The following is a 25,839-nucleotide window of genomic DNA, read 5'->3' as shown; positions in this document are numbered from 1 at the left end:
ATGAGTTTATCTCCAAAGCAAGAACAGTTATTTAAACAAGCAAATAAACATATTCCAGGTGGTGTTAACTCACCTGTACGTGCATTTAACGGTGTTGGCGGTACGCCTGTCTTTATCGAAAAGGCAAAAGGTGCATATTTGTGGGATGTTGATGGCAAGCGTTACGTGGACTATGTCGGTTCATGGGGCCCAATGATCTTAGGTCATGCACATCCAGATATTATTCAAGCGGTACAAACTGCGGCGGAAGATGGTTTAAGTTTTGGTGCGCCAACTGTGCATGAAACCACTTTAGCAGACACAATTTGCGACATTATGCCTTCAATCGAATTGGTGCGTATGACCAGTTCAGGTACTGAAGCAACCATGACGGCGATTCGTCTGGCACGTGGTTATACGGGTCGTGACAAGATTGTAAAATTTGAAGGCTGTTACCACGGTCATTCGGATTCATTGTTAGTAAAAGCAGGTTCCGGTTTGCTGACTTTAGGTGAAGGTGAGCCAACCTCAAAAGGTGTACCTGCTGATTTTGCAAAACATACCTTAACGCTGCCATATAACAACATAGAAGCATTGAAAGAATGCTTTAGCAAATTTGGTCACGAGATTGCGGGTGTGATCATTGAGCCTGTTGCAGGCAATATGAACTTGGTGACACCAATCGATGGTTTCTTGCAAGCGATCCGTGATGTTTGTGATGAATATAAATCTGTCTTCATTATTGATGAAGTGATGACTGGTTTCCGTGTCGCTTTAGGTGGTGCTCAATCGGTTTATAATGTTAAACCTGACTTGACCACGTTGGGTAAAATCATTGGTGCTGGCTTACCTGTCGGTGCTTTTGGTGGTAAACGTGAAATTATGGAATGCATCGCACCTTTAGGTGGCGTTTATCAAGCAGGTACATTGTCAGGGAACCCATTGGCAATGCGTGCAGGTATCGCGATGTTCAAACATTTACGTGAACCGGGTTTCTATGACAAGCTGGCTGCACAGTTAGCCAAATTGCTTGCGGGTTTACAGGCTGCGGCAGATGAAGCGGGGATTCCATTTAAGACCCAGCAAGTGGGCGGCATGTTTGGTTTGTATTTCACGGATCAGGATGACATCACCAGCTTTGATTCAATGTTGGCTTGTGACGTGGAAGCATTTAAGAAATTCTTCCATGGCATGTTAAAGCGTGGTGTCTATCTTGCACCTTCTGCATTTGAAGCAGGCTTTATTTCGTCAATGCATTCAGATCAGGATATTGCAGATACCATTCAAGCAGCCAAAGAAACTTTTGCTGAAATGAAGTAAGCATGTGATACAGAAGCCCGATTTATTCGGGCTTTTTTTATAGCTGCTGTTTAGGTTGATCTAAATAGAAGCCGACTTTAACTCATTTAAAAATAATGCTGAGTCATCATCCAAATCTTATTGAGTTTTCATCTATTTTTACGATAAACCTCAGCGACGAATAGCAGTAAAGATAAAGAATCTTTACTGTATCGCAAAGTAAAATATGCTTGAATAATCCACTATCTTGGCGTTTGTCTTTGGCTGTCCCAAAGCGCGAACGTATTGGCTTAGGCAAGCTGTAAGATAGAGCTTGTAGCATATTTTTAAACAAGCTTTATATAAGAAACTCATAGGAATGGAGTAAAACATGAAAACTAAACATTATTTAACTTCTGCTGATGTAGAAATTCTGGTTCATGCAGCATCACAATATGCAACAGCACATGGTTTTAATGTCAGTATTGCAGTGGTCGATGACGGTGGAACCTTATTAATGATGAAGCGTATGGATGGCGCATCGGTATTATCAACCGAGATTTGCCAAGAAAAAGCACAATCTGCTGCGGTCAGTCGAAGAGCAACCAAGGCATCCGAAGATATGATCCGTGATGGTAAAATCGGCTTTTTAACCATCAATGCGGCAAAAGGTATGTTAGAAGGCGGTGAGCCGATTGTTTATCAAGGGCAGGTTGTCGGAGCTGTTGGTGTTTCGGGTGTACAATCTTTCCAAGATGCAGAAATTGCTCAGCATGCGATTCAACAATTTCTAGAGCAACAGGTCTAAATCAGCATTTAAATTCGAATCTGGATGAAAATTCGAGAGAAACACGAAAAAAAATAGTAAAAATACGTGTCATGCATTGTAATTCAGCGCCAAGCTTTTTATGATTGCCCGCTTGTTTTCATCCAGTCGTTGGAAGGCTACCTTGAGTGATTTTCTAAGTGAACATTTGATTCATCGTGATGAAGATTTTATGGTCATCCATAAACCAGCAGGCTTGCTCACCGTACCTGGGAAAACGCCGGATTTACAAGATTGTTTAATCAATCGTCTATTAGAACTAGAACCTAAAACCTTACTGATTCATCGTCTAGATCGTGACACTTCAGGGATCTTGGTCTTTGGCTTATCCAAATTTGGTCAGAGCACCATTTCACGTCAGTTTCAGGATCGTCAAACTTCAAAAATTTATCAAGCTTTGGTTGCAGGCCATTTAGAAGGTCAGGGCACTGTTGATATTCCTGTGATTTATGATCCAAGCCGCCCGCCGTTGCATATTGTTGATGCCACTCATCACAAACCAGCATTAACGGAATGGCAGGCGATTGAACATTTAGAGATTCAAGGACAAGCTGTAACCCGAGTTCAACTGATTCCGATTACAGGGCGTTCACATCAGCTTCGTGTGCATATGCAATATTTAGGTCATCCGATTCTGGGTGATACCTTATATGCCACACCAGAACAGCAGCAGCTTTACGCGCGTTTGTGCTTACATGCAACGCAATTAAGCTTCGCTCATCCTAAAACAGGTGCGCAACTGACATTTGATTGTCCTGTACCGTTTTAGTCTAAAAACTTTTTTATGAAACACGATGTGATGCACGCTATTCAATGATGCTTTGTGTCAAAATACATCGTTGAAAACTACATAAAATGCCTTAACTTTTATTTGGGTCAGGGCATAAAATATGTGGGCTAACTTGAGATAAAGGTGGAAAAATTGCAGCAGTTTGCTATTGGTCAACGTTGGTTATCAGATACTGAAACTGAACTCGGTTTAGGGGTTCTTATTGATGTAGATGAACGTTCTATCAGCATTTTATTCCCTAAAAGTGATGAAACTCGTGTCTATGCACGCAACAATGCGCCTTTATCTCGCATCATCTTCAATGTAAATGATGAAGTCCAAGACCAAGAAGGCCTTAAGTGGATTGTTGAGTCGATTGAAGACCGTCATGGCGTGCTTCGCTATGATGTAGTTCGTACACTGGAAAATGGCGAACAAGAACGCAAGTCACTGAACGAAACTCGTATCGGTGCGCAAATCCAGCTATCAAAACCTTTAGAGCGTTTGTTAGCTAGCCAAGTCGATTATAAAGAATGGTATGACCTGCGTATAGAAGCCATGTTATTGCAAGCGCAAATGCATACCAGCCCTTTACGTGGATTTCTTGGTGCGCGTGTCGGTTTAATTCCCCATCAGCTTTATATTGCACATGAAGTCGGCAAGCGTTTTGCGCCGCGTGTTTTACTGGCTGATGAAGTTGGCTTGGGTAAAACCATTGAAGCGGGTTTGATTATCCACCAGCAACTCAAAACTGGCCGTTCAGAACGTATCCTGATCTTGGTGCCTGATTCACTGCAATATCAGTGGATGATTGAAATGCGCCGTCGTTTCAATTTGCAATTCTCTCTATTTGATTTAACTCGTACCGCATCGATCAAAGAACATGATCCTGATTTAAATCCGTTCTTGACTGAACAATGCATCATTGCCAGCGTTGACCTGATGGTTGACCATGATGACTTGCGTGAGCAGGCGATGGAAGCTGGTTTTGATCTATTAGTGGTCGATGAAGCACATCACTTGATGTGGAGTGAGGAAGAAGGCGGCAATGATCGCTATGATCTCGTTGAAGAATTGGCAGAACAGACAGCCGGTGTATTGTTGCTCACTGCAACCCCAGAGCAACTGGGTGTAGAAAGTCATTTTGCGCGTTTACGTTTGCTTGATCCGCAACGTTTTAGCAGCCTTGACCGTTTCCTTGATGAAGAAGAGCAATATCAGCAAACTGCGAAAATTGCAGAAGTATTGATGTCAGATGACGCTTTAACAGAAGATCATCTTGTTGCACTGGAAGGCTTATTGGGTCATCGAATTGATGATCAGCCTGAACAGCGTATGCGTGCAATTCATGAATTGTTAGACCGTCATGGTACAGGCCGTATCCTGTTCCGTAATACCCGTGAAGCGATTCAAGGCTTCCCGGGTCGTGATTGTCAGCCAGCGCCATTAACAGCGCCAGAAGACTGGTCAATGGACGGCAAAATGCGCGAGCAGATGTGGCCAGAAGAAGGGCAGCTTGATGGTGCATGGATGGAAAATGATCCACGTGTGCCTTGGTTGATGGAAGTCTTGCGTAAAGACTTAAAACACAAAAAAGTATTATTGATTGCACGTAGTGGGCCTGTCGTCGAAGCGCTGGAAAATGTATTGCGTTTACATGCAGGTATTCGTACCGCGATGTTCCATGAAGGCATGAGTTTGCTGGAGCGCGACCAAGCGGCAGCATACTTTGCAGAAGACAGCTATGGTGCACAAATCTTGCTGTGTTCTGAGATCGGTTCAGAAGGACGTAACTTCCAGTTTGCCAGTGATTTGATTTTATTTGATTTGCCAGCAAACCCTGACGTACTCGAACAGCGTATTGGTCGTCTGGATCGTATTGGTCAGGAAAATCGTATCCAGATCCATGTGCCTTATCTCATGGGGACCGCGCAAGAGCGTATGTTCCGCTGGTACAACGAAGCACTCAATATTTTCAGCAATATTTCTCCAACGGCGCAAACGCTACAAGAGAACTTTATTGTTGAGCTGAAAGATTGCTTACTCGCAGATCAAGGCCAGACCTTTGAAGATTTACTTGAAGAAGTGAATGTACAGCGTCAAGCGCTAGAAGCTGAATTACAGGCAGGCCGTGACCGTTTGCTTGAGTACAATTCATGCCGTCCAGTGGTTGCGCAGGGCATTGTTCAAGCACTTGAAGATTATGATGACAACACCACTTTGCCAATGTTTGTGAAGCGTTTCATGTCATCAACCAATATCGATTTTGATGAGCAAAGTAACGGTACGGTGATTATCAAGCCGACTGATCAGATGCAGGTTCAAGGTTTGACGCTAGACGAAGAGGGTATGACAGCAACCTTCTATCGTGATCAGGCACAAATTCGTGAAGATGCACAATACTTGACGCTGGAACATCCATTTATTGAAAGTGTAATGGAGATGATCCGCACGCAATCATTTGGTAGTACCAATGTTGCTTTACTCAAATCGAATGCATTGAAACAAGGTTCAGTGTTATTAGAAGTCTGGTTTAAGGTCGATGTGGTGGCGCCAAAAGCATTGAATCTGCCATCAAGCTTACCGAAACAACTGATTCGTGTGTTGCTCAGCGAAAATGGTCAGGACTTGTCTGCCAAGATTGATCCAAGCATTTTACGTCCATACTTGCATCATTTAGATGGTAATAGTTGCCGTCAGGTGGTGAAAGCGCGCCGTGAAGTGATTGAATCACGTTATGCACAGGCGCTGGATATTGCTAAAGAATCATTACCAGAGTTGATGCAACAAGCCAAAGAGCATTACAGTGGTAAATGGCAATATGAAATTGACCGTTTAACTTATCTCAAGCAATTTAACCCAAGTATTCGTGAAGATGAAATCGAGCGTTTACAAAAATTCCAGAAAGAAGGTTTAGGCCTGTTAGATGGTCTTTCTGTAACTCCAGAAGCGATTCAGGTGTTGGTTGTGGTTAAACCATAATTGAGATAGCCATAAAAAAAAGAGGACAAAACGTCCTCTTTTTTGTGGTCTACTTTTGATTATTTTTGATCGATATTGGCTTCCAGGAACCATAAATATTGATCCAGATCTTCGAGTGCAGCATGCAGAATATCTTCTGAAATCGGATCCTGAATTTCATCAATGGTATCACGCAGATGGTTGGCAACCACGCCATAACGATCTGCCAGTTCTTTTAAGTGATCTTGTACCGCGTGGATTGCCACTGGATAAGGCTTAAGATGCGAACTTTCGCCAACAGATTGCGTTGTTCCCAACGCTGTTCCACCAATCTGTACGGCACGTTCAGCTACATTGTCCAAGTGTGTGATCAACGATGTACGGAACATGTCTAACATTTCATGTACCGCAATAAAGTTGCTACCCCGCATGTTCCAATGCGCCTGTTTCGTCAGTAACGAAAGATCAATAAGATTGGCAAGAATTTGATTTAAAATTTTTACGGTAGATTCTTTGATCGCATCATCTAAATTATTACGTGTATATACTTTTAAAGCTTTAGCTGCTGAAGAACTCATAGTTACCTCATTCAATTATAATGTGATGAAATGTAGTGAATAAAAAACCGCCTAATTCATCTCTAGCTTACGCCGTGAATAGGGCAGTGAGTGTTTTCGTTTTCTAATCTTTTGTAAGTTTAGTTATCATCAATTTTATTTTTAGAAACGCAGGTTTTGATTCAGATTAAATGATGATTCAACCTGTTACGCTGCGTATTCACTTGTAAAGAAAAGACTTAGATCAGGCCTGCGTCTTTGCATTCCAGTTTGATATAGGCATAGAAAATTGGTGCAACAATCAAACCGCTCAGCCCAAAAATAGCTTCAAAAATCAGCATCGCCAATAATACTTCCCATGCACTGGCATTGATTTTGGTACCAATAATTTTGGCATTAATAAAATATTCAAGCTTGTGAATAATCACCAGATAGGCCAGTGCAATCGCTGCTACAGACAAGGAAATGGTCAAGCCTGCCATAATGATCAGGGTATTTGAAATCAGGTTACCAATGATCGGGAGTAGACCAAAAATAAAGGTCAGAATGGTCAGGGTTTTGGCAAAAGGTAAGTGGATATTGAATAGAGGCAGAACAATAAACACAAAGATCATGAATAACACAGTATTAATCAGTGAAATCTTGACCTGAGCAAAGACAACGTTTTTAAAAGAAACCGAAAGCTTCTGGATGCGATGCAGAATTGCTGCCTTAAATGCAGGTTGCGGGGCATGTTGTTTGAAATTCTGAATCGAGACCAAGATTCCGACAATCAGGCCGATCACCATTGTGGCCAGATTATGCAGAATATCGGTGCCCGTATTTTTAACAATGGAAATATTATTCTTGATAAAGGATAAGATCTGATTCTTGATATCGGCAACACTATGCGGCAGATAGCCTGGCAAATAATGACTCATCTCTGCCTGAAACTTGATCAAGGTCTGATCGATTTTAATATTGAAAGAATTTAGCCCTGTACCTTTCAGGTCATAAATCACAAAGCTGATCAGGCTGGTAATAAAGAAGCCGATCAGCACGGTTGCCAATATCCCCAGAATAATACTGATAAAAATACGAGCACGTTGACCATCAATATGTTTTTCAACAATTGAACTTAAACTGTTAATAATTTCAAAAACCAGAAACCCGGCAAAGAAACTTGGCAGTAAATGCAGGGGAATGACCATCATTAAAAATAAAGACATCAGGATAAAACTGGCGATGATGCTTTGACGGTCATTCAGTAGATTCATGATCTATATGCCTGATTTAAGTTGTTATGCTAAGAGACAAAATATAATTTTGCTGAGATCTATCGTATTGCGATGCAAAGAATTAATCAATTTCCGTTTCATGAATATGACGAGCGCCTTCTAAAATCATACGGATCATCACCATAGTCTGTTCCGCAACTTCGGTACGTTGCTCCACAGGTAGATCAATGACTTTCGCACCCATGTTAAATACCAGTTGGGTAATGGCTTTGGCAGCCAGATCAGCATGACTGATTTTGCTGTTATTTAAGCGTTCTAAACGGATCAGGTCTTCTTGCAGCTCTTGCTGGAAGAAATTGAGCTGGCGATCAACCGCAGCTTTATATGACGTTGAACCCGTATAGCCTTCGCGCAATAACAGACTCAGATTGCCTTCGTCGGTATTCAGTTGTTGAATAAACACTTCAACCGAACTACGAATAATGCTTTGCTGTTTTGAAGCCTGTAACCGCGCTTCGCGAATAATGCGACGAAGTACCAGACCAGATTGATCAATCAATGCAATCGCTAGTTCATCAATATCTTTGAAATGACGATAAAAGCTGTTTGGTGCAATACCAGCTTCACGTGCAATTTCACGTAAACTGAGGGATGCGATACTTTTTTGCGGGCCGATCAGATTCAGCGTGGCTTGAAACAACTCTTCTTTTGTAATCGTTGCTTTCCTACCCACCGAACGTACAGGAGATTTCATGGGAATGACATCTTGTTCGTTTACGGTGTCATGGTCGAGCGGTAAAAAAGAAGAATGAACCATTATTTTCAATATATAAGTAAGCTACTCGGGATTATAGCGATTGTCGTTGTACTTGTGAAATGTAAATTCTTATACGAGTGTATATACAAATATATATACACATGTATAATAATTAGCAAACAACCAGAGTAAAACTGCTCATGCAAGCAATTGAAAAGAGAAATTCTCTATTTAATTCGTTGGCTCAAAGTGTAATGAACAGCCATGACGCCAATTTTTGGTTACAGAAAATCAATCCATTGTGGTCAATCAATCAGCCACTTGCCAAAATCGTAAAAAAACAAAATGTGGCAAAGGATACAGTCAGCCTGATTTTACAGTGCAACCGTCATGTGGTGCGTGGTGTGGCAGGGCAGCACCATCCTGTAACGGTTGAGATTGAAGGTCGTCATTACGAGCGTACTTATAGTCTGATGCAGATTGATGCAGATCACTTGTGTTTAACTGTTAAAAAAGTGGATCAAGGTCTGGTAAGTTCGTGGTTGGTTGAGCACAGCCAAACTGGTTATGTCCTCCGTTTGGGACAACCTTATGGTGAGATGCAACAGACCATTGAGACGTCTCATTTATTATTGTTGGCAGCTGGTAGTGGCATTACGCCGATGCTGAGTCTGATCGAAGCCTTGTGCCAGTCTAAACAATTGAATACACATATAGTTCAATTGATGTATTGGGTCAAAACTCAGGCAGATGCAGCCTATGTTGAATATCTCAAAGAAGTATCAGAAAACTTCCCTAATTTTAGTTACCAGATTTTTTATACCCAAGAACAAGATCAGCGTTTAAATCAAAGCCATGTGGATCAATTCACTACGTTAAGCGATACCACGGTTTATGCATGCGGGCCATCGGGTTTTGCAGCATCGGCGGAAAGCCTGTTTAAAGATGCCGCAGCACTGCAAACAGAAGCTTTTAGTTTGAGCCAGTTTGCGGAAGATAGCACTGAGACGGGTTTTATTAATGTGACCTTGACGCAATCCAATAAGACGATTGCGATTCCGAAAGGCCAGTCGATTCTTTCCAGTCTGGAACATCAAGGTATTAAACCGAATCACGGTTGCCGGATGGGAATCTGTAATAAATGTGCCTGCAGCAAGGCGCAAGGTGCGACCAGAAACCTATTGAATGGTGCGGTCAATAATGAACCTGCTCAGTTACTAAAAATTTGTGTCAATTCAGCCCAGTCTGATCTTGTGATCGATCTATAAGAGAGAAATTGATTATGAACATGCCTGTTAAAATTGAATTTTTCAAAAATCCTAAAAATCGTGATCTTACTGCTGCCGAGTTAGATGCGTTTGCTCGTGAACTCGATCAAATTAAACAAGAAGTATTGGACGATATTGGTGAGAAAGATGCGAAATACATTCGCCGTGTCTATTCCACGATTCGTTATAGCAGCATGCTAGGTCGTGCCTGCTTATTTCTGGGTTGGTTTCCGCCAGCATGGTTAGTGGGCACAGGCTTACTCGGCTTTGCCAAGATCATGGAAAATATGGAGCTGGGTCATAATGTCATGCATGGACAATATGACTGGATGAATGATCCAAAATTCAATGGTCAAACTTATGAGTGGGATACCGTTGGTACTTCTGATAACTGGCGCCAAACCCATAACTACAAACACCATACTTATACCAATATTAAAGGTATGGATGATGATGTGGGCTACGGGGTATTCCGTTTATTTCCAGAACAACGCTGGTCTAAATTCACCTTGATTCAACCGATGTATATCGTGCCATTTAGCTTATTGTTCCAGTGGGGCGTAGCGATCCAGAATCTGGAGTTGGGCAAGGTATTGTATAAGCGTAAAACCATCGCGCAATTTAAACGTGAATGGCAGCCTGCACAAAAGAAAATCCTTAAGCAAATGTTTAAGGACTATGTGTTCTTTCCTTTGATTGCTGGGCCCTCTGCGATACCTGTATTTACAGGCAATCTGGTGGCAAACGGAATCCGTAATGTCTGGACCTTCAGTATTATTTTCTGTGGTCACTTTACCAAAGATGTCGAGGTGTTCCCTAAAGCTGTGTTGCAGGATGAAAGTCGTGGACACTGGTATATGCGCCAGATTCGCGGTTCATCAAACCTGACGGGTTCAGAAGCCTTTCATATTTTAACAGGACATTTGAGCCATCAGATTGAGCATCATTTATTCCCTGATATTCCTGCACGCCGCTACCGTCAGGTTGCACCTAAAGTACAGGCAGTCTGTGAAAAGTATGGTTTGAATTATAACAATGCCAGCTTTGTGAAACAGTTTGGTGAAGTGGTCGGACGTATTTTTAAATATGCACTGCCATTTAAAAAGTAAACTGTTCAGATAAAACAAAGCCCTGATTAATGTCAGGGCTTTGTTTTAGTAGCTATGAATGTTCTCTATTTGGGAACTTTTTTCTTTAAGCCTTATCTACAATTGTTCATACTGGGAATGATCTGAGTATTCATTTATTAAATATTAAAAATCTATTGTCGTAGAGAATTATTGGCTTAGACCATCCCAAAGTATTTAGGGATTTATATAATATCGAGTAAATGTCTGATCAAGTAGAGACCATAATAGGACAAGAATAGATGGCATCACTCAGTAAAAATAAAAGGTTTACGGGCAGTTGTTTATGTGGGGCAGTGAGCTTTCGGTTTTCTGTGACAAATATCAAAATGATGTATCGTTGTTATTGTAGTCTTTGTCGTAAGCAGAGTGGAGCTGCATCGAATGCATCCACTTTTGTTCAAGCGCAATTATTTCAATGGCAGCAAGGCGAACCATTCATTCAAACTTATATCAAGGATACTGGGTTTACCAGTTGCTTTTGCAAACAGTGTGGTTCGCCTGTCCCGAATGCACTGGCTATCAATCCAAAGATTATGTGGATTCCTTTGGGGCTCATTCTCGAAGAATTTACACCTGAACTTGAGTTAAATTTTTGTATGAATTCGGCAGTCAGTTGGGCAAAAGCATCTGAAATGCGAGTGGCATTTGATGAGCTGCCCGATTTGGTTGAACTGGAAAATTATTTTGCAATGAATAAATAAAAGCAGAAAACGAGCGTTTTCTGCTTTTATCATGATTCAAGTTTTATTTAAACTGGATCGAACCATTGGCGCTTACGGTAATTTTTGATTCACCAGCAGCCATATCCTGTGCAGGTGCAGCTTCAGCCATCGCAAACTTAGCCATACCACCGCCACGCATCATCGGTTGTGGGAAATAATTACTGGTATTGAGATTCAAGCTGACCAGATTATATTGACCTTTATTCCATGCTTGGGTAATGGCTTGAGCACGTTGCTGGAAGTTTTTAGATGCTTCAATCATCAGCTCATTTTCAACTTTTTTACGTTGTTCGTCCGACACGGTAAAGTTGATCGACTGAGTCTGGAAGCTTTGCTGTAACTCACTGATCAGCTGACTTGCTGCCTTGAAGTCTTTACTTTCAAGTTGGATCTCGGCACGGGCACGCCATTCTTTCAGTTTATTGCTGTCATTGTCATAAACAGGGTAAGTGCTTTGTGTACCTGTTTCGACTTTGACCTGATTATATTTACGTGCAATTGCTTGCGCCTGATTCATCAATTGATTGATCTGGTTTGATAGTTCAGCAGGTTGTTTGTTGCTTTTTTCAATAAAGAGTACGGCACGCATTTCATCATTTGCGACCTGACGTGAGGCATCTGCCTGAATATTTACAATGTTATAGTTCAAATTCTCTGTCTCATGAGCAAAAAGAGTTGGGCTGAGTGCAGCTCCGATCATCAATGTAGCAAGTGCTAAAGTACGCATAAAATTTTCCTTAGAATTTGATGTTGAAAATTTATTTTTTACAGATTTGATATTAAAAAGAACTGATGGTGAACTTCTGCATATTTTGTGGTGACTTTGTAAGGGATTAGCAGTGTTTTGCAACAGAAAAATAAAATGAAAAACTTTAAAAATTAATTAATTAGATCGATTGATTTGACCATTTATCTAAAAATGGAAGGGGGATTTAAAAAAGCTTACTTTCTTCCGCTTGTCACATAGTATGATCATAATTCATCATAGTTATTGGAATGATACATTTTTTCAATAAGATTAGATGACTGTCAGGCATAAAAAGTGTTTATTTTCTTGCAAAATTAGGTATCATCTCGCTCCTAGTTGAAAGATATAAACAAGTGTCTACACTAGATTCTAAAAAGCACCGAGTCAAACGACCGCAAGTCACCAGACTTATTTCTTTCACCCATATCAGAGATGGTAATTCGATATGAGCGTTACTTCCGTAAATCCTGCCGCTAATGCAACCAACGAATATTATCTGACTCGCCAAAGTCAGATGGAATCAAATGTTCGTAGTTATCCACGTAAATTACCGTTAGCGATAGCGAAAGCACAAGGCTGCTGGGTTACTGATGTTGAAGGTACAGAGTACCTTGATTGTTTAGCTGGGGCAGGAACATTGGCTTTAGGCCATAATCATCCTGCGGTGATTCAAAGTATTCAAGACACATTGGCAAGTGGTTTGCCATTGCATACTTTAGACTTAACGACTCCTTTAAAAGATGCGTTTACTGAAGCGCTGCTGGCTTATTTGCCAGGCGGTAAAGAAGAGTATTGCTTACAATTCTGTGGCCCAACAGGTGCAGATGGTACAGAAGCAGCAATTAAATTAGCAAAAACCTATACGGGTCGTAGCTCAGTGATTAGTTTCTCTGGTGGCTACCATGGTATGACGCACGGCGCGCTTGCAATGACAGGTAACCTGTCTGCGAAGAATGCTGTGAATGGCTTAATGCCAGGCGTTCAGTTTATGCCATACCCACATGAATATCGTTGCCCACTTGGTTTAGGTGGTGAAGCGGGTGTTGATGCTTTGACATACTACTTTGAAAACTTCATTGAAGATGTTGAAAGCGGTGTAACCAAACCTGCTGCTGTCATTCTTGAAGCGATTCAGGGTGAAGGCGGTGTTGTGACTGCACCTGTAAAATGGTTGAAAAAAATCCGTGAAGTGACTGAAAAGCACAACATCGTTTTAATCTTGGACGAAGTTCAAGCTGGTTTCGCACGTTCAGGCAAAATGTTTGCTTTTGAACATGCAGGAATCGAGCCTGATGTTGTGGTGATGTCTAAAGCGGTTGGTGGTAGCTTACCACTTGCAGTATTAGGTATTAAACGTAAGTTTGATGCATGGCAGCCAGGTACACACTCAGGTACATTCCGCGGTAACCAACTTGCAATGGGTACAGGTTTGGCATCACTTCAAGTGATCAAAGAACAAAACCTTGCTCAGAATGCGCAAGAGCGTGGTGATTTCTTACAGGCTGAGTTGAAAAAACTTGTGCAAGAATTCCCATGTATCGGTAATGTCCGCGGTCGTGGCTTGATGATTGGTATCGAGATCATTGATGAGCGTAAACCTGCTGATCATATGGGTTCTCATCCTGCAGATGCTCAGTTGGCAGCAGCGATTCAAGCCGCATGTTTCAACAATAAATTATTGCTTGAGAAAGGCGGTCGTAACGGTACAGTTATTCGTTTACTTTGCCCGTTAATCATCAACCAAGACGAATGTGTTGAAGTGATTGCTCGCTTCAAGAAAGCGATTGCTGAAGCATTAAAAGCAGTACGAGGCTAATTCATGGTTGATTTTGCAGAACATCGTAAAGCGTTACTCTGCAATGATGCTCAATCTATTGCTGACTATCAGTCAGCAATGGGCGAGGCGGTAAATGCCGTTTCAGCATGGTTGCAAAATGACAAGATGTACACGGGCGGCAGCATCAAGGATTTGCGCGAAGCAATCTCTTTTGCTCCTTCAAAAGAAGGCTTGGGTGTACAGCAGTCATTACAACGTATGGTTGAGCTTTTCCTCAACAAAAGCTTGAAAGTACATCACCCACATTCACTTGCACATTTACACTGCCCAACCATGGTGATGAGCCAGATTGCGGAAGTGTTGATCAATGCAACCAACCAATCAATGGACTCATGGGATCAAAGCCCAGCGGGTTCTTTGATGGAAGTACAGTTGATTGACTGGCTTCGTCAAAAAGTGGGTTATGGTGCAGGTCAGGCGGGTGTGTTCACTTCTGGTGGTACGCAATCAAACCTGATGGGCGTATTACTGGCACGTGACTGGTGCATCTCGAAAAACTGGAAAGACGAAAATGGCAAGCCATGGTCTGTTCAGCGTGATGGGATCCCGGCAGATGCAATGAAAAACGTCAAAGTCATCTGTTCTGAAAATGCACACTTCTCTGTGCAAAAGAACATGGCGATGATGGGCATGGGCTTCCAGTCTGTTGTGACTGTGCCTGTGAATGAAAATGCACAAATGGATGTCGATGCACTAGAAAAGACTATGACGCATCTTCAAGCCGAAGGCAAAATCGTCGCGTGTGTTGTTGCAACTGCGGGTACGACAGATGCTGGTGCGATTGATCCACTCAAGAAAATCCGTGAAATTACCACGAAGTATGGTTCATGGATGCACATTGATGCAGCTTGGGGCGGTGCACTGATTCTTTCAAATGACCATCGTGCAATGCTAGATGGTATTGAATTATCAGACTCAATCACGCTTGATTTCCATAAGCATTATTTCCAAAGCATTAGCTGTGGCGCTTTCTTGTTGAAAGACGAAGCAAACTATCGCTTTATGCATTATGAAGCAGAATATCTTAACTCTGCTTATGATGAAGAACATGGTGTACCTAACCTTGTATCTAAATCATTGCAAACGACTCGTCGTTTTGATGCATTGAAATTATGGATGACAGTTGAAGCATTAGGCGAAGAGCTTTATGGTTCAATGATCGATCATGGTGTGAAATTAACACGTGAAGTTGCTGATTATATTAAAGCAACAGCAGGTCTGGAATTGCTGGTTGAACCACAATTCGCTTCAGTTCTGTTCCGTGTCGTACCAGAAGGTTATCCTGCTGAATTCATCGATAGCTTAAACCAGAACGTTGCAGATGAATTGTTTGCACGTGGTGAAGCGAATATTGGTGTGACTAAAGTTGGTAATGTTCAATCATTGAAAATGACCACTTTAAGTCCAGTTGCAACGCTTGAAAACGTTCAGAACTTGTTGGCACTTGTGCTTGCAGAAGCTGATCGTATTAAAGATGCAATTGCTGCGGGAACTTATGTGCCAGCGATTGATTAATTTCAGTCTGGCAGATACATCGAAATAAAAAAGAGGTCCATTCAGGGCCTCTTTTTTATTTCGGATTAAAATTAAATTTAAGCATAGATTAGGCTGCAAAAATTGGATTGAATCCCATTTTCCTTAGAAGTCGGCGATACATGCTTGAGCTACGATCTGCGGGAAAGTGAGCTTCCATCGATAAATCCAGTGGCAGATATTCAGGTTTCTGTGTTTCGACAATGAGTCGATCTTCTTCAAAAATTTGCAAATTGAAGGTATAGGCATCTTCAACAGGTAAATCTTTGTCATAATTACGGCAGATTGGTGCAAATAGCCGAGTTTGTCTGGCACTTACGGGAGACGCGGCATTCATGATCACCTGTTTGCTTTGATTTGGGAAATGTATGGTGAGCGTTGCAATAAAAGGCAGGCTGATTTCAAAATGTCGGAGCCAGTTAAAATTGTCTTGCCCACGTTGCGCTGTTCCGATCGGATAGCGACCGACACTGCTGATATAATCCGCACTGAATCCATAACTGGTTTCTGTGGTGCTATAGTCTGGCACTTCAACATCGTCAGGGTCACCAAAAGTATCAGGATGGACCCAAGCAAAATGAGCGACATCAATAAATCCTTCTAGCTGACGACCAGCAAAACAATTCAGATCTACAAACGGACATACCAGTTGCTGATAGTCTGAATCATCCCAGTACGGCATGTCAGGAATGACAGGTTTATCATCAGGACCAGCTGCTAAGCAGCACCAGATCAGTCCATACTTTTCAGTGGCAGCATATGTTTTCAAATGGAAACGATCAGAAATTTTATGCTGTGGATGCGCTGGAATACGGTTGCATTTACCTTCATGCCCAAAGCGTAATCCGTGATAGCGACAGACGATGCCTTGACCGTCATGATGCCCAAGGCTCAGCGGCACCCCACGATGTGGGCAAACATCTTTTGCAACAATGAGTTCATCTCCCATTTTGTAGATGACCAATGGCATATCGAGCAACATGGCTGGCGTTGGTTGTTCCGAAATATCACGGGCGAGCGCAATCGGGTACCAGTGCTGAGCAAGCAACTGCCAATCATGCTCTGAAAAAGTCATATGCACGGGTAAATCTATAGGATTAAAGCTTGCGATCACTTTGCTGTTCATCTTCTTATCTTCTGGCTCATTTATATTGAATATAACCAAGCCAGCCGTTCTAAGAAATTTCAATTAATTGAATGAAGTGTTGCTACTTTTAGAACACTGGATCTGAACTTAAATTATGTAGTTAGGGGGACATAGGCTGCTACTAATATGACAGAGGGGTATTCATTGAGCCTCATTTTCACATGAATCATGTCTACAGCCGATACGATGGTTTTTTATGATAACTCAGTAGAGAAATGTAGCTGTTATGCACAAACTGTGCATTTTGAATCTGAATCAGAAATAATTATGCATAAACTGTGGTGCACAAATTCCATATTGTAGTGATAGATGCTCAATATTTTGATGGATAGATGTCATCCATTTTGTACTTGCGGCCTATAGCGTAGGTTCGATAAGGCAAAAAATCATGATTACAATGAACAGAAGGAACAAGGCATGCAACAATTGAATATGCAAAATGAATTTAAACTTATTATTAACGGTCAATCTTGTTTAGGTGAACAAGGTGAACTTGATATTATTAATCCTGCAACAGGCACTGTTGCAGCACGTTGTGCCAAAGCTTCTGTTGCTCAGGTGAATCAAGCGATCGCTGCGGCAAAGCAAGCATTTAAAAGCTGGCAGCGTTGTCCGCATGAAGAACGTAAAAATATACTCAACAAAATTGCCGATGGTATAGAAAAGCACGCTGAAACTTTGGCTGAATTGGTAGTATTGGAACAAGGTAAGCCATTGGCATTGGCACAAATGGAAGTGCAGGGTGCGATTGGCTGGACACGTTATACCGCAAGTCTGGACTTACCCGTGGATGTCTTGGAAGATAGCGAGCAGAAACGTATTGAACGTCACTATCAACCTTTAGGTGTGGTTGCTTCAATCACGCCGTGGAACTGGCCGCTGATGATTGCCGTCTGGCATATTATGCCTGCTTTACGTGCAGGTAATGTGGTCATTAATAAACCATCTGAATTTACACCTTTAGCCACTTTAAAACTGTGTGAAATCATTCAGCAAGAAGTGCCAGCAGGTGTTATTTCGATTGTGGTTGGTGATGGCGAAATTGGTGAAGCACTATCAACCCATCCAGATATACAAAAGGTTGTTTTTACCGGTTCGACCAAAACTGGTCAACATATTATGTCTGGTGCAGTAAAAACCTTAAAACATTTAACGCTAGAGCTTGGCGGTAATGATGCGGGTATCGTATTACCAGATTCAGATCTCGACCAGATTGCCCAACGTATTTTTAATGTCGCATTTTTAAATGCAGGGCAAACCTGTGCTGCCTTAAAACGTCTATATGTACATGAAAGCCAATATGATGCTTTAGCACAAAAACTTGCTGATATTGCCAATGCGCAGATCGTGGGAGATGGCATGGCATCTGAAACGACCTTTGGGCCAGTACAAAACCAGATGCAATATCAGAAAGTTAAAGCTTTGATTACTGATGCGATTGCGCAGGGAGCGAATGCTTTATCGGGTGATCAAGCATTACCTGAACAGGGTTATTTTATTGCACCGACCATTCTCATAGGACTGGATGAAACATGCCGCGTCGTGCAAGAAGAGCAGTTTGGCCCAGTGTTGCCGATTCTCAAATATACCAGTATTGATGATGCGATCGCACGCGCCAATGTGAGTGAATTTGGATTGGGTGGATCAATCTGGTCGAGTGATCTGAAAGCAGCACAATTCTATGCAGCGCAGCTTGAATGCGGCACAGTGTGGATTAATACCCATGCTGAAATTGTACCGCATGCACCTTTTGGTGGTTGGAAAATGTCTGGTGTCGGTGCCGAATTTGGTATGGAAGGGTTAATGGAAAATACCATTGGGCAAACGCTGCATATCAATAAAGTTTAAGTTTTTTATAATTTTAAGGCGGATTCGATATCCGCCTTTTTGTTTTTATTGATGCTCGCTATCGCTCGACCTAAGTCGCAGGGTGATAGCTATGGCTTTTGGCTTTACTCATAAAATGATTCTGTTCCTTGATTTTTTTTAACACAATGTAAGATTTAATATGTCCAATAAAACCATAAGATAGCAGCCGCTCTGTGACAAACTGGGAAAGCTGTTCCAGATTTTCCGCCACCACTTTTAAAATAAAATCGGCATCGCCACTAATTGAAAAAGCATCCTGAATATTGTCTTCTGCCTCAATCAAATCCTGAAATGCTTGTTGTGACTTGGCTTCATGGATGCGCAGATTAATATGGATCATCGCTGTCACCTCCAAACCTAAAGCCTGTTGGTGAATGCGCGCAGCATAACCTAGAATCACGCCTTTTTGCTCCAGTAGCTGCCGTCGTCTGGAACACTGGGAAGCAGATAAACCGATTAAATCTCCCACTTCCTGATTGGTGAGCCGTCCATTCTTTTGTAATGCCTGAATGATTTGCCAGTCGAACTTATCCATTGCATAAAATCCTTTTATGATACACAAATATTGTATTTTTATTAAAATGCGTTTTCATTATGCACGAAATCTAAAAGGTAGATGAAATATTATTTTTCTATGGAATAAAAATGGCCTCAAAGGATATAGAGTGATGTTCATAGAAATTGGTGATTTTTTAAATCTTCGTCTTAAGCAAATGGGTATCCTGCACCTCTTTGGCGTACCTGGTGATTTTAACCTTTCCTATCTCGAACAAGTTGAAGCGGACTCACAACTCGAATTTATTGGCAATTGTAATGAATTAAACGCTGCCTATGCAGCAGACGGTTATGCACGGATCAACGGTTTTGCAGCCTTGACCACTACTTATGGTGTCGGTGATTTAAGTGCGATTAATGGTATTGCAGGGGCTTATGCCGAAAATGTACCTGTGGTGCATATCTCAGGTATTCCACCGTTGCATGTGGTTCAGAAGGGCACTTTGGTGCATCACACTCTGGTGGATGGTAATTACGACAATATCATGAACTGTATGAAAGAGTTTACTGTGGCACAGACGCGTTTAACGCCTGCCAATGCTGCATTTGAAATTGATCGTGTGTTACGTCAGTGTTTTCTTGATCGTCGTCCAGTTCATATCCAGCTGCCTTCAGATATTACCCATGTCAAAATTGAAGTGACAGATCGCCCGTTGGATTTGTCTTATCCTGCGGTCGAGCCAGAGCTGCTACAAAGTGCTGTGGCGAAGCTATGTGAAGTGATTGGTTCTGCTAAAAATCCAGCATTGTTAATTGATAATGAAGCGTCAGTATTTGGGGTGACCTCATTGCTGAATGATTTATCGCAGAAATGTTCGATTCCTTTTGCCAGCATGCTCACCGCGAAAAATATTATGGACGAAAGTTCACCACGTTATGTGGGGACGTATGTTGGTGGCGCAAGTCAGCCGAATGTTCGTAGTACCATTGAGCAATCCGACTGCCTGATTGGTGTTGGGGTACGTTTTTCTGATGTGGGGACGGGCGTTTTTACCCATCAGATCGCCACCGAAAATTATATTGAAATCAAACCCTATGCCTTGACGATTTTCGGTCAGGATTATCCGGGTATTGAGATTGGACAGCTTTTGGTTGAACTGAATAAGAAAGTTGCGCCACGTAAACTCATCAAACCCATCCTAGAAAAACAACAACCCCAAGTCATCGATGTTCCAGAACAGCAAAAGCTCAGTCAAGATATTCTCTGGAATGCGGTCGCTGATTTTCTTAAAGAAGATGATGTCATTATTGGAGAGGTCGGTACTTCGAACTCAGCTTTGGCAGGCTTAAAGCTACCTGCAACGGCTAAATATATTGCCCAGCCACTTTGGGGTTCGATCGGTTATACCTTACCAGCTTTGCTCGGCAGTTTATTGGCTGCACCAGAACGTCGTCAGATTCTGTTTATTGGTGATGGTTCGTTCCAATTAACCGTACAGGAGCTTTCAACCATTATCCGTCATGGGCTTAAACCCATTATCTTCTTATTGAATAATGGTGGTTATACCATCGAACGTTTGATCATGGGGGAAAATGCAGCTTATAACGATATTCAAAACTGGCGCTATACCGAAATTCCAGCTGTCTTTAATGGCAAACATCAATATAAGAGCTGTGTGGTTGAGACAGTTGGCCAACTTAAGCAGACCTTGGACACGATGCATCAGTTTGATGGTCTGACTTTTATCGAATTAAAGCTTCCTGCAATGGATGCGCCATTGAGCCTGAAGAAGTTTGCTTCGGTGATTGCACGCTTTGACTATGGGGATCGTGGCTATGAAATTCTCAAGCAGCGTTCTCAAAAGATCCCCTATCAAAAAGTGATTTCATTCTAGTTCATTTAGAAGACAGGAAAGTCTTCAAATTTATAAATTGATAAGAAAGCGAATGAGATTCGAAGCTAAATGATTGGCTTCGGATCTAACGCTGCATAAAGGTGTACAGGATGTGACACACACATTGGAGTTAAGTGATGGATGTAGACAATAAACATGAGTTAAAACAAGGTCTATCCAATCGGCATATTCAGCTGATTGCATTAGGCGGTGCGGTAGGCACAGGATTGTTTTTAGGCATCTCGCAAACCATTAAATTGGCGGGACCTTCGGTTCTACTTGGATATGCATTGGCAGGTGTCATTGCTTTTTTAATTATGCGCCATTTAGGTGAAATGGTGGTCGAGGAACCCGTGAGTGGTTCCTTTAGTTATTTTGCCAATAAATACTGGGGCCCAATGGCTGGCTTTATGTCTGGCTGGAATTATTGGGTGCTTTATGTGCTGGTCAGTATGGCCGAACTGAGTGCGATTGGTACCTTTGTGCAGTTTTGGTGGCCCGAGCTACCCACATGGATCACGGCTTTATTCTTTTTCCTCCTGATTAACGGGATCAATCTGGTCAATGTCCGCTTCTTTGGAGAATCCGAGTTCTTATTCTCCTGTATCAAGATTTTCGCCATCCTGAGCATGATTGGTTTTGGACTTTATTTATTGATCTCTGGCAGTGCAGGTCCGCAAGCGAGTGTTGCAAACTTATGGCAATTCGGTGGATTTTTTCCAAACGGAATGCATGGTTTCATCATGTCGATGGCAGTGATCATGTTTGCTTTTGGTGGTCTTGAGTTGATTGGTATTACTGCGGCTGAGACCAAAAATCCAGATAAAACCATTCCTAAAGCGGTGAACCAGATTGTTTATCGTATCCTGATTTTCTATATCGGTGCGATTGGCGTATTGCTGTGTTTATTTCCGTGGAATCAGTTGGCGGAAGGTGGTAGTCCTTTTGTGCTCATTTTCCAGTCCTTGGATAGTCATGGTGTTGCAAATGTTTTGAACTTTGTGGTGCTGATTGCGGCAATTTCAGTTTATAACAGCTGTATTTATTGTAATAGCCGTATGTTGCATGGTCTGGCAATGCAGGGGAATGCACCTAAAATCCTGCAAAAGGTTAATCGTCGTGGGATTCCAATGGCAGCAGCTATTGTTTCTGCTTCCGTGACAGCACTTTGTGTGGTGGTGAATTACTTGATGCCGGGCAAAGCGTTCCAGTTTTTAATGATGCTGGTAGTTGCAGCTTTGGTGGTGAACTGGTTAATGATTTCATGGACGCATCTTAAATTTAGAAAAGCCATGCAACAGCAGCAACATATAACCAAGTTTAAAAGCATTTTTAGTCCTTGGAGTAATTATCTCACCATCGGTTTTATCTTCTGTATTTTACTGATTATGAGCTTAACCCCTGATATGCGACCAGCAGTAGTGCTTGTTCCAATCTGGCTTGCTATTTTGGCGGTGGTGTATGTGTTCAAATATAAGAAAAAAGAAGTAATGTCGACAGAAGCTCAGCCGAATGTTTGAATCTGAACTGGTCTGACAGTTGAAAAAGGAGTTCAAATTTGAGCTCCTTTTTTATTCGTAGTGGAACAGGCTGTGAGAGCGCCATTTAAAATGTCATGTTTTGTCTAAAAATTAGATTTTTCTCAATAAAAGTTTGCCAACAAATCTAGGTATTTTATAAGCAGGTATAAAAAATGAATAAAGATGATTTCAAGTGTATTGGAAATCACCTTAAAAAAGAGAACAATAAGATGTTTAATCAATGGCCTGCATTAATGAGTTTTATAAAGCCTTTACATAAAGTGCTGGACACACCTGCTATCTCATCTAAACAGTCTTTATTTCAAGAATATGCTTTGGACTCTAAACATCGGGCTCAACAGCGCGGCTGGAGCCGTTACGGAATTATTATCCCGGATTTACCCGCACCGCATCATTTTTTCACTTTTCTTTCGATTATAAGTTCATCGGGGAATGAAGCAGTTGAATCAGATCCATTCTTAAAAACCGATTTGGGTGACAATGCCATGATCGTGGCCGGCACGGCTGCAAAAATGGCCCGACATTTCCAAAGTTATTCGACTCCACAAAATAGTCAGTCTTCTGCCAGTAATCCATTTTTTAAAGTGGGCAAAGACATCACCATAGAAGGAGCGTATCCAGATTATCATGTCGTGGTACGACAGTCTGAGTTTAAGCTTGATATTCGGTTAAAGAATGCAGATCAAGTTTCATGGTTTGTTCAAACGCCGATGTTTGATCACTTTAGTTTACTGTCTCATTATGAAGGCTATTGTCATTATCAGGGTGACATGCAAAAAATTTCAGGCTTATGCGCATTTGAATATTCCTTTTGTACGGCATTCAATTCCTCCTCTCATCTTTCAAATCAAAAGATTCCACTGGATTTTAGTACCTATCATATTATTTCTTTAGATAAACACACGCAGCTTTTACTCAATGAAACCCATTTTAATGGACAAAAAGTGGTGAATAAGGCTTTTCTCAGAAATCTTGAGAGCGACCATTTAAGACTAATAGCCGAATTTGAAGTATTGAGTTATCAGTCCCGTTTAGCTGTGGCTGAAGATGGACGTATTATCAAATTGCCTTATCAGTTTCAATGGATTGTAAAAAATATGGAAGGGCAGATTGAGATTCGTTTAAAAGGTGAAGTCGATACACCTATGCTTTATGGGATTGGCGATGGTTATGTGGGTGGATATTTTTATGAAGGCGTCTATAAAGAACGCGTAATTGAAGGGCGTGGCTATATGGAATATGTGGATCGTCGAATCGAAAAGCAGGCCTAATCACTAGTGGATAAAAAGCGAATCGTACCTACACAATCTTTGTTGGTCTGATCAATCAATATGTTTAAGCATTGCATTATGAAAATAGTGCATGCGGATGCATGACCTATTTTCAGCCATAATGAGAGAGCATCAAAAAGGCGGGAACTTATCATGCACAAGGTTAAGTTGAAGATCATGTTCTAGATAAGCTTTTAAACTATCCAATACTGTTGTAAAACCGCCAGTACTATCAATAATAAAAGCAATGAGTTCATCGCCTTGTAAGGCAATATTGTAGTTCTGGATTCTGAGATAGGTTTGTGTTTCATTTATTTTTTCAAAGTTATAGTCCACGGTACTGCTGGGTTCACCCCATTGGATCTGGATCAATTCATTTGCAATTATTTTTGTCACCATGACTTTTGTAGAAACTTGGTACTTCTCCCATGTCCAAGTCACTGTATGACCTTGTTCTAGTTTGCCTGTGGATGAGCTGAACCAGAATTTTGAGGTAATTTCAGGATCAATGAATGCTTCGAATACCTTAGAAATTGGTTTGCGAATCATCATTTGTGTTTCAATTGTGACAGGATTTGGCATTGTATCTGTCCTTTTTTATAGAGAATAGTCATAAAACATATATAAACTAACCTTTTAACCCAAGATGCTTTTTGTTAATTGAGATTTTTTTATTTTATAAAAATTTAATTAAATTAAGTGGTTGTGTTTTTATTTCTCATTGTTTATGACAAATGTGAAAGCTGGAATACGATTTTATGACGGATCACATGCTAAAAATAGATGGTGGAAAATGACCATCACAAAAGCGTCATAAAGTTGTCACTTAATTGTCATATTATCTGCTCAAAATGCAGTTAACCAAAGTACAACACTTAACTTGAAAAGAGTTGTAAATCAAATTGCATTAATGAGAGAAAACAGAATGCGCTTAAATCCACGTCACATCGCAATTGCATTAGCTGTATCTGGGGCAACTGTAGCAACGACTGCAAATGCAGCTCGTGATACGATTCAAATTGCTGGTTCATCTACTGTATTACCGTTTGCAAGTATTGTTGCTGAAGAGTTTGGCAACACTTTCCCTCAATTTAAAGCACCTGTTGTCGGTTCAGGCGGTACTGGTGGTGGTTTGAAACAATTCTGTCAAGGTGTTGGCGATAACACGATTGATATCGCAAATGCTTCACGTCAAATTAAAGATTCAGAATTGGATACATGTAAAAAATCTGGCGTAAACCAAGTACAAGAAATCAAAGTGGGTTACGACGGTATTGTATTCGCTTCAAATGTTAAAAAAGCAGCGTATAAATTAAAACCAGTTCATGTCTTCATGGCATTATCTGCACAATTACCTTCAAATGGTAAATTGGTTGCAAACCCTTATACAAACTGGAATCAAATTGATAAATCATTACCAAATGAAGCGATCACTTTAGTGATCCCTGCTTCTAACCACGGTACACGCGAAGTTTTCCAAGAGAAAATGGTTGATGCGGGTTGTGAAGCATTTGATTACTACAAAAACTTAAGTAAAGATGACCAGAAGAAAGCATGTTCAACTTTCCGTAAAGATGGCCGTGTGATCGAGATCGCTGGCGACTATACTGAAACATTGGCTCGCTTGAAAACTTCTCCAAACGCTGTGGGTGTATTTGGTTTAGGGTTCTATGACTCAAACCGCGATAAATTACGCGTAGCAACAGTAAATGGCGTAACACCTTCAGAAAAAACAGTATTGGATGGTAGCTACCTTGTTTCTCGTCCATTATTCTTCTACGTGAAAGGCGAACACTTGAAATCAATCAAAGGCTTGCCACAATTTGCAGAATTCTTCTTGAACAAGAAAATTTCTGGTAAAGGTTCTAAATTAGAAAAAGCTGGTTTGATTCCTTTAAGTGATAAAGAGCGTGCAAAAATCCTAGCTGATTTCAAAGCAGGTAAATCAGTTAAATAATATTGTTAAAAGGGAGGCTGGTGAGACTTAGGTTCATCAGCCTTTTTGTCTAGCTAAGTTTTTTCAAATCATGAAAATTGGG

At 41.3% G+C, this 25,839-nt stretch carries 21 protein-coding genes; 14 read left to right on the top strand and 7 right to left on the bottom strand.

Translation table 11 applies throughout. The annotated features are described in order from the left end of the window. The 4 genes from hemL to rapA all read left to right on the top strand — a co-directional run bounded on the left by hemL (window position 1) and on the right by rapA (window position 5,834). On the top strand, window positions 1–1,299 hold the full coding sequence (hemL, locus tag A9Z07_RS08860; RefSeq protein WP_047426834.1) for a glutamate-1-semialdehyde 2,1-aminomutase: 1,299 nt from the start codon (window positions 1–3) through the stop codon (window positions 1,297–1,299). A 349-nt stretch (window positions 1,300–1,648) separates the two neighbouring features. Continuing rightward, a complete protein-coding gene (locus tag A9Z07_RS08855; protein WP_005258973.1) occupies window positions 1,649–2,065 on the top strand; it encodes a GlcG/HbpS family heme-binding protein in 417 nt (138 codons plus the stop codon). Window positions 2,066–2,207: 142 nt separating this feature from the next. After that, window positions 2,208–2,852 carry an RluA family pseudouridine synthase gene (locus A9Z07_RS08850; protein ID WP_171066968.1) on the top strand — a complete coding sequence of 215 codons (645 nt, stop codon included), beginning with the start codon at window positions 2,208–2,210 and terminating at the stop codon, window positions 2,850–2,852. Window positions 2,853–2,996: 144 nt separating this feature from the next. Further along, a complete protein-coding gene (gene rapA, locus A9Z07_RS08845; RefSeq protein WP_047426840.1) occupies window positions 2,997–5,834 on the top strand; it encodes an RNA polymerase-associated protein RapA in 2,838 nt (945 codons plus the stop codon). A 59-nt stretch (window positions 5,835–5,893) separates the two neighbouring features. Here the strand turns inward: rapA and dps are convergent, their stop codons facing one another. The 3 genes from dps to fabR all read right to left on the bottom strand — a co-directional run bounded on the left by dps (window position 5,894) and on the right by fabR (window position 8,404). Beyond that, window positions 5,894–6,391 (bottom strand): DNA starvation/stationary phase protection protein Dps, encoded by a 498-nt coding sequence (dps, locus tag A9Z07_RS08840; protein ID WP_005258969.1) that lies wholly within the window; start codon window positions 6,389–6,391, stop codon window positions 5,894–5,896. A 218-nt stretch (window positions 6,392–6,609) separates the two neighbouring features. Next, window positions 6,610–7,626 carry an AI-2E family transporter gene (locus A9Z07_RS08835; RefSeq protein ID WP_004770263.1) on the bottom strand — a complete coding sequence of 339 codons (1,017 nt, stop codon included), beginning with the start codon at window positions 7,624–7,626 and terminating at the stop codon, window positions 6,610–6,612. Between the two features lie 82 nt (window positions 7,627–7,708). Beyond that, on the bottom strand, window positions 7,709–8,404 hold the full coding sequence (fabR, locus tag A9Z07_RS08830; RefSeq protein ID WP_005258967.1) for an HTH-type transcriptional repressor FabR: 696 nt from the start codon (window positions 8,402–8,404) through the stop codon (window positions 7,709–7,711). A 140-nt stretch (window positions 8,405–8,544) separates the two neighbouring features. On the opposite strand from fabR, the gene A9Z07_RS08825 reads away from it, so the two are divergent. The 3 genes from A9Z07_RS08825 (at window position 8,545) to A9Z07_RS08815 (ending at window position 11,443) form a co-directional block, all read left to right on the top strand. Beyond that, entirely contained in the window at window positions 8,545–9,612 is a 1,068-nt protein-coding gene (locus tag A9Z07_RS08825; protein WP_069577979.1) for a ferredoxin reductase, read from the top strand. A 14-nt stretch (window positions 9,613–9,626) separates the two neighbouring features. Next, complete coding sequence (locus A9Z07_RS08820) at window positions 9,627–10,721, top strand: fatty acid desaturase family protein (protein ID WP_004770259.1); 1,095 nt, start codon at window positions 9,627–9,629, stop codon at window positions 10,719–10,721. Between the two features lie 260 nt (window positions 10,722–10,981). Next, complete coding sequence (locus A9Z07_RS08815; RefSeq protein ID WP_069577975.1) at window positions 10,982–11,443, top strand: GFA family protein; 462 nt, start codon at window positions 10,982–10,984, stop codon at window positions 11,441–11,443. A gap of 43 nt (window positions 11,444–11,486) precedes the next feature. Here the strand turns inward: A9Z07_RS08815 and A9Z07_RS08810 are convergent, their stop codons facing one another. Beyond that, window positions 11,487–12,191, bottom strand: coding sequence for an SIMPL domain-containing protein (locus A9Z07_RS08810; RefSeq protein ID WP_047426854.1), 705 nt, complete (start codon window positions 12,189–12,191; stop codon window positions 11,487–11,489). 466 nt (window positions 12,192–12,657) lie between these two features. Between A9Z07_RS08810 and A9Z07_RS08805 the strand changes: the two genes are divergently transcribed. After that, entirely contained in the window at window positions 12,658–14,028 is a 1,371-nt protein-coding gene (locus A9Z07_RS08805; RefSeq protein ID WP_005258952.1) for a diaminobutyrate--2-oxoglutarate transaminase, read from the top strand. A gap of 3 nt (window positions 14,029–14,031) precedes the next feature. Continuing rightward, the gene (locus A9Z07_RS08800) at window positions 14,032–15,564 is read left to right on the top strand and encodes a pyridoxal phosphate-dependent decarboxylase family protein (protein ID WP_069577971.1); all 1,533 of its coding nucleotides are present in this window, start codon (window positions 14,032–14,034) and stop codon (window positions 15,562–15,564) included. 88 nt (window positions 15,565–15,652) lie between these two features. Here A9Z07_RS08800 and A9Z07_RS08795 read toward each other — a convergent pair whose 3' ends face one another. Beyond that, on the bottom strand, window positions 15,653–16,708 hold the full coding sequence (locus A9Z07_RS08795) for a Rieske 2Fe-2S domain-containing protein (protein WP_069577969.1): 1,056 nt from the start codon (window positions 16,706–16,708) through the stop codon (window positions 15,653–15,655). Between the two features lie 438 nt (window positions 16,709–17,146). Here A9Z07_RS08795 and A9Z07_RS08790 point away from each other — a divergent pair, with 438 nt between their 5' ends. Further along, the gene (locus A9Z07_RS08790; RefSeq protein ID WP_069577968.1) at window positions 17,147–18,577 is read left to right on the top strand and encodes an aldehyde dehydrogenase family protein; all 1,431 of its coding nucleotides are present in this window, start codon (window positions 17,147–17,149) and stop codon (window positions 18,575–18,577) included. A 70-nt stretch (window positions 18,578–18,647) separates the two neighbouring features. On the opposite strand, the gene A9Z07_RS08785 is transcribed toward A9Z07_RS08790, so the two are convergent. Then, complete coding sequence (locus A9Z07_RS08785) at window positions 18,648–19,133, bottom strand: Lrp/AsnC family transcriptional regulator (protein ID WP_004770243.1); 486 nt, start codon at window positions 19,131–19,133, stop codon at window positions 18,648–18,650. Window positions 19,134–19,266: 133 nt separating this feature from the next. Here A9Z07_RS08785 and A9Z07_RS08780 point away from each other — a divergent pair, with 133 nt between their 5' ends. From A9Z07_RS08780 to A9Z07_RS08770, 3 genes are all read left to right on the top strand, one after another. After that, window positions 19,267–20,988, top strand: a complete 1,722-nt coding sequence (locus A9Z07_RS08780) for an alpha-keto acid decarboxylase family protein (protein ID WP_069577967.1) — start codon at window positions 19,267–19,269, stop codon at window positions 20,986–20,988. 137 nt (window positions 20,989–21,125) lie between these two features. Then, a complete protein-coding gene (locus tag A9Z07_RS08775; RefSeq protein ID WP_069577966.1) occupies window positions 21,126–22,508 on the top strand; it encodes an amino acid permease in 1,383 nt (460 codons plus the stop codon). Window positions 22,509–22,738: 230 nt separating this feature from the next. After that, the gene (locus tag A9Z07_RS08770) at window positions 22,739–23,800 is read left to right on the top strand and encodes a DUF6670 family protein (RefSeq protein WP_227516939.1); all 1,062 of its coding nucleotides are present in this window, start codon (window positions 22,739–22,741) and stop codon (window positions 23,798–23,800) included. 132 nt (window positions 23,801–23,932) lie between these two features. Here A9Z07_RS08770 and A9Z07_RS08765 read toward each other — a convergent pair whose 3' ends face one another. Next, on the bottom strand, window positions 23,933–24,382 hold the full coding sequence (locus A9Z07_RS08765; protein ID WP_069577964.1) for an SRPBCC family protein: 450 nt from the start codon (window positions 24,380–24,382) through the stop codon (window positions 23,933–23,935). Between the two features lie 343 nt (window positions 24,383–24,725). Between A9Z07_RS08765 and A9Z07_RS08760 the strand changes: the two genes are divergently transcribed. After that, complete coding sequence (locus A9Z07_RS08760; protein WP_069577963.1) at window positions 24,726–25,757, top strand: substrate-binding domain-containing protein; 1,032 nt, start codon at window positions 24,726–24,728, stop codon at window positions 25,755–25,757. The last annotated feature ends 82 nt before the right edge of the window (window positions 25,758–25,839 follow it).

It is taken from the genome of Acinetobacter sp. YK3 (assembly GCF_001729365.1).
Classification (GTDB): domain Bacteria; phylum Pseudomonadota; class Gammaproteobacteria; order Pseudomonadales; family Moraxellaceae; genus Acinetobacter; species Acinetobacter vivianii.
This window is presented reverse-complemented; position numbering and strand designations above follow the sequence as displayed.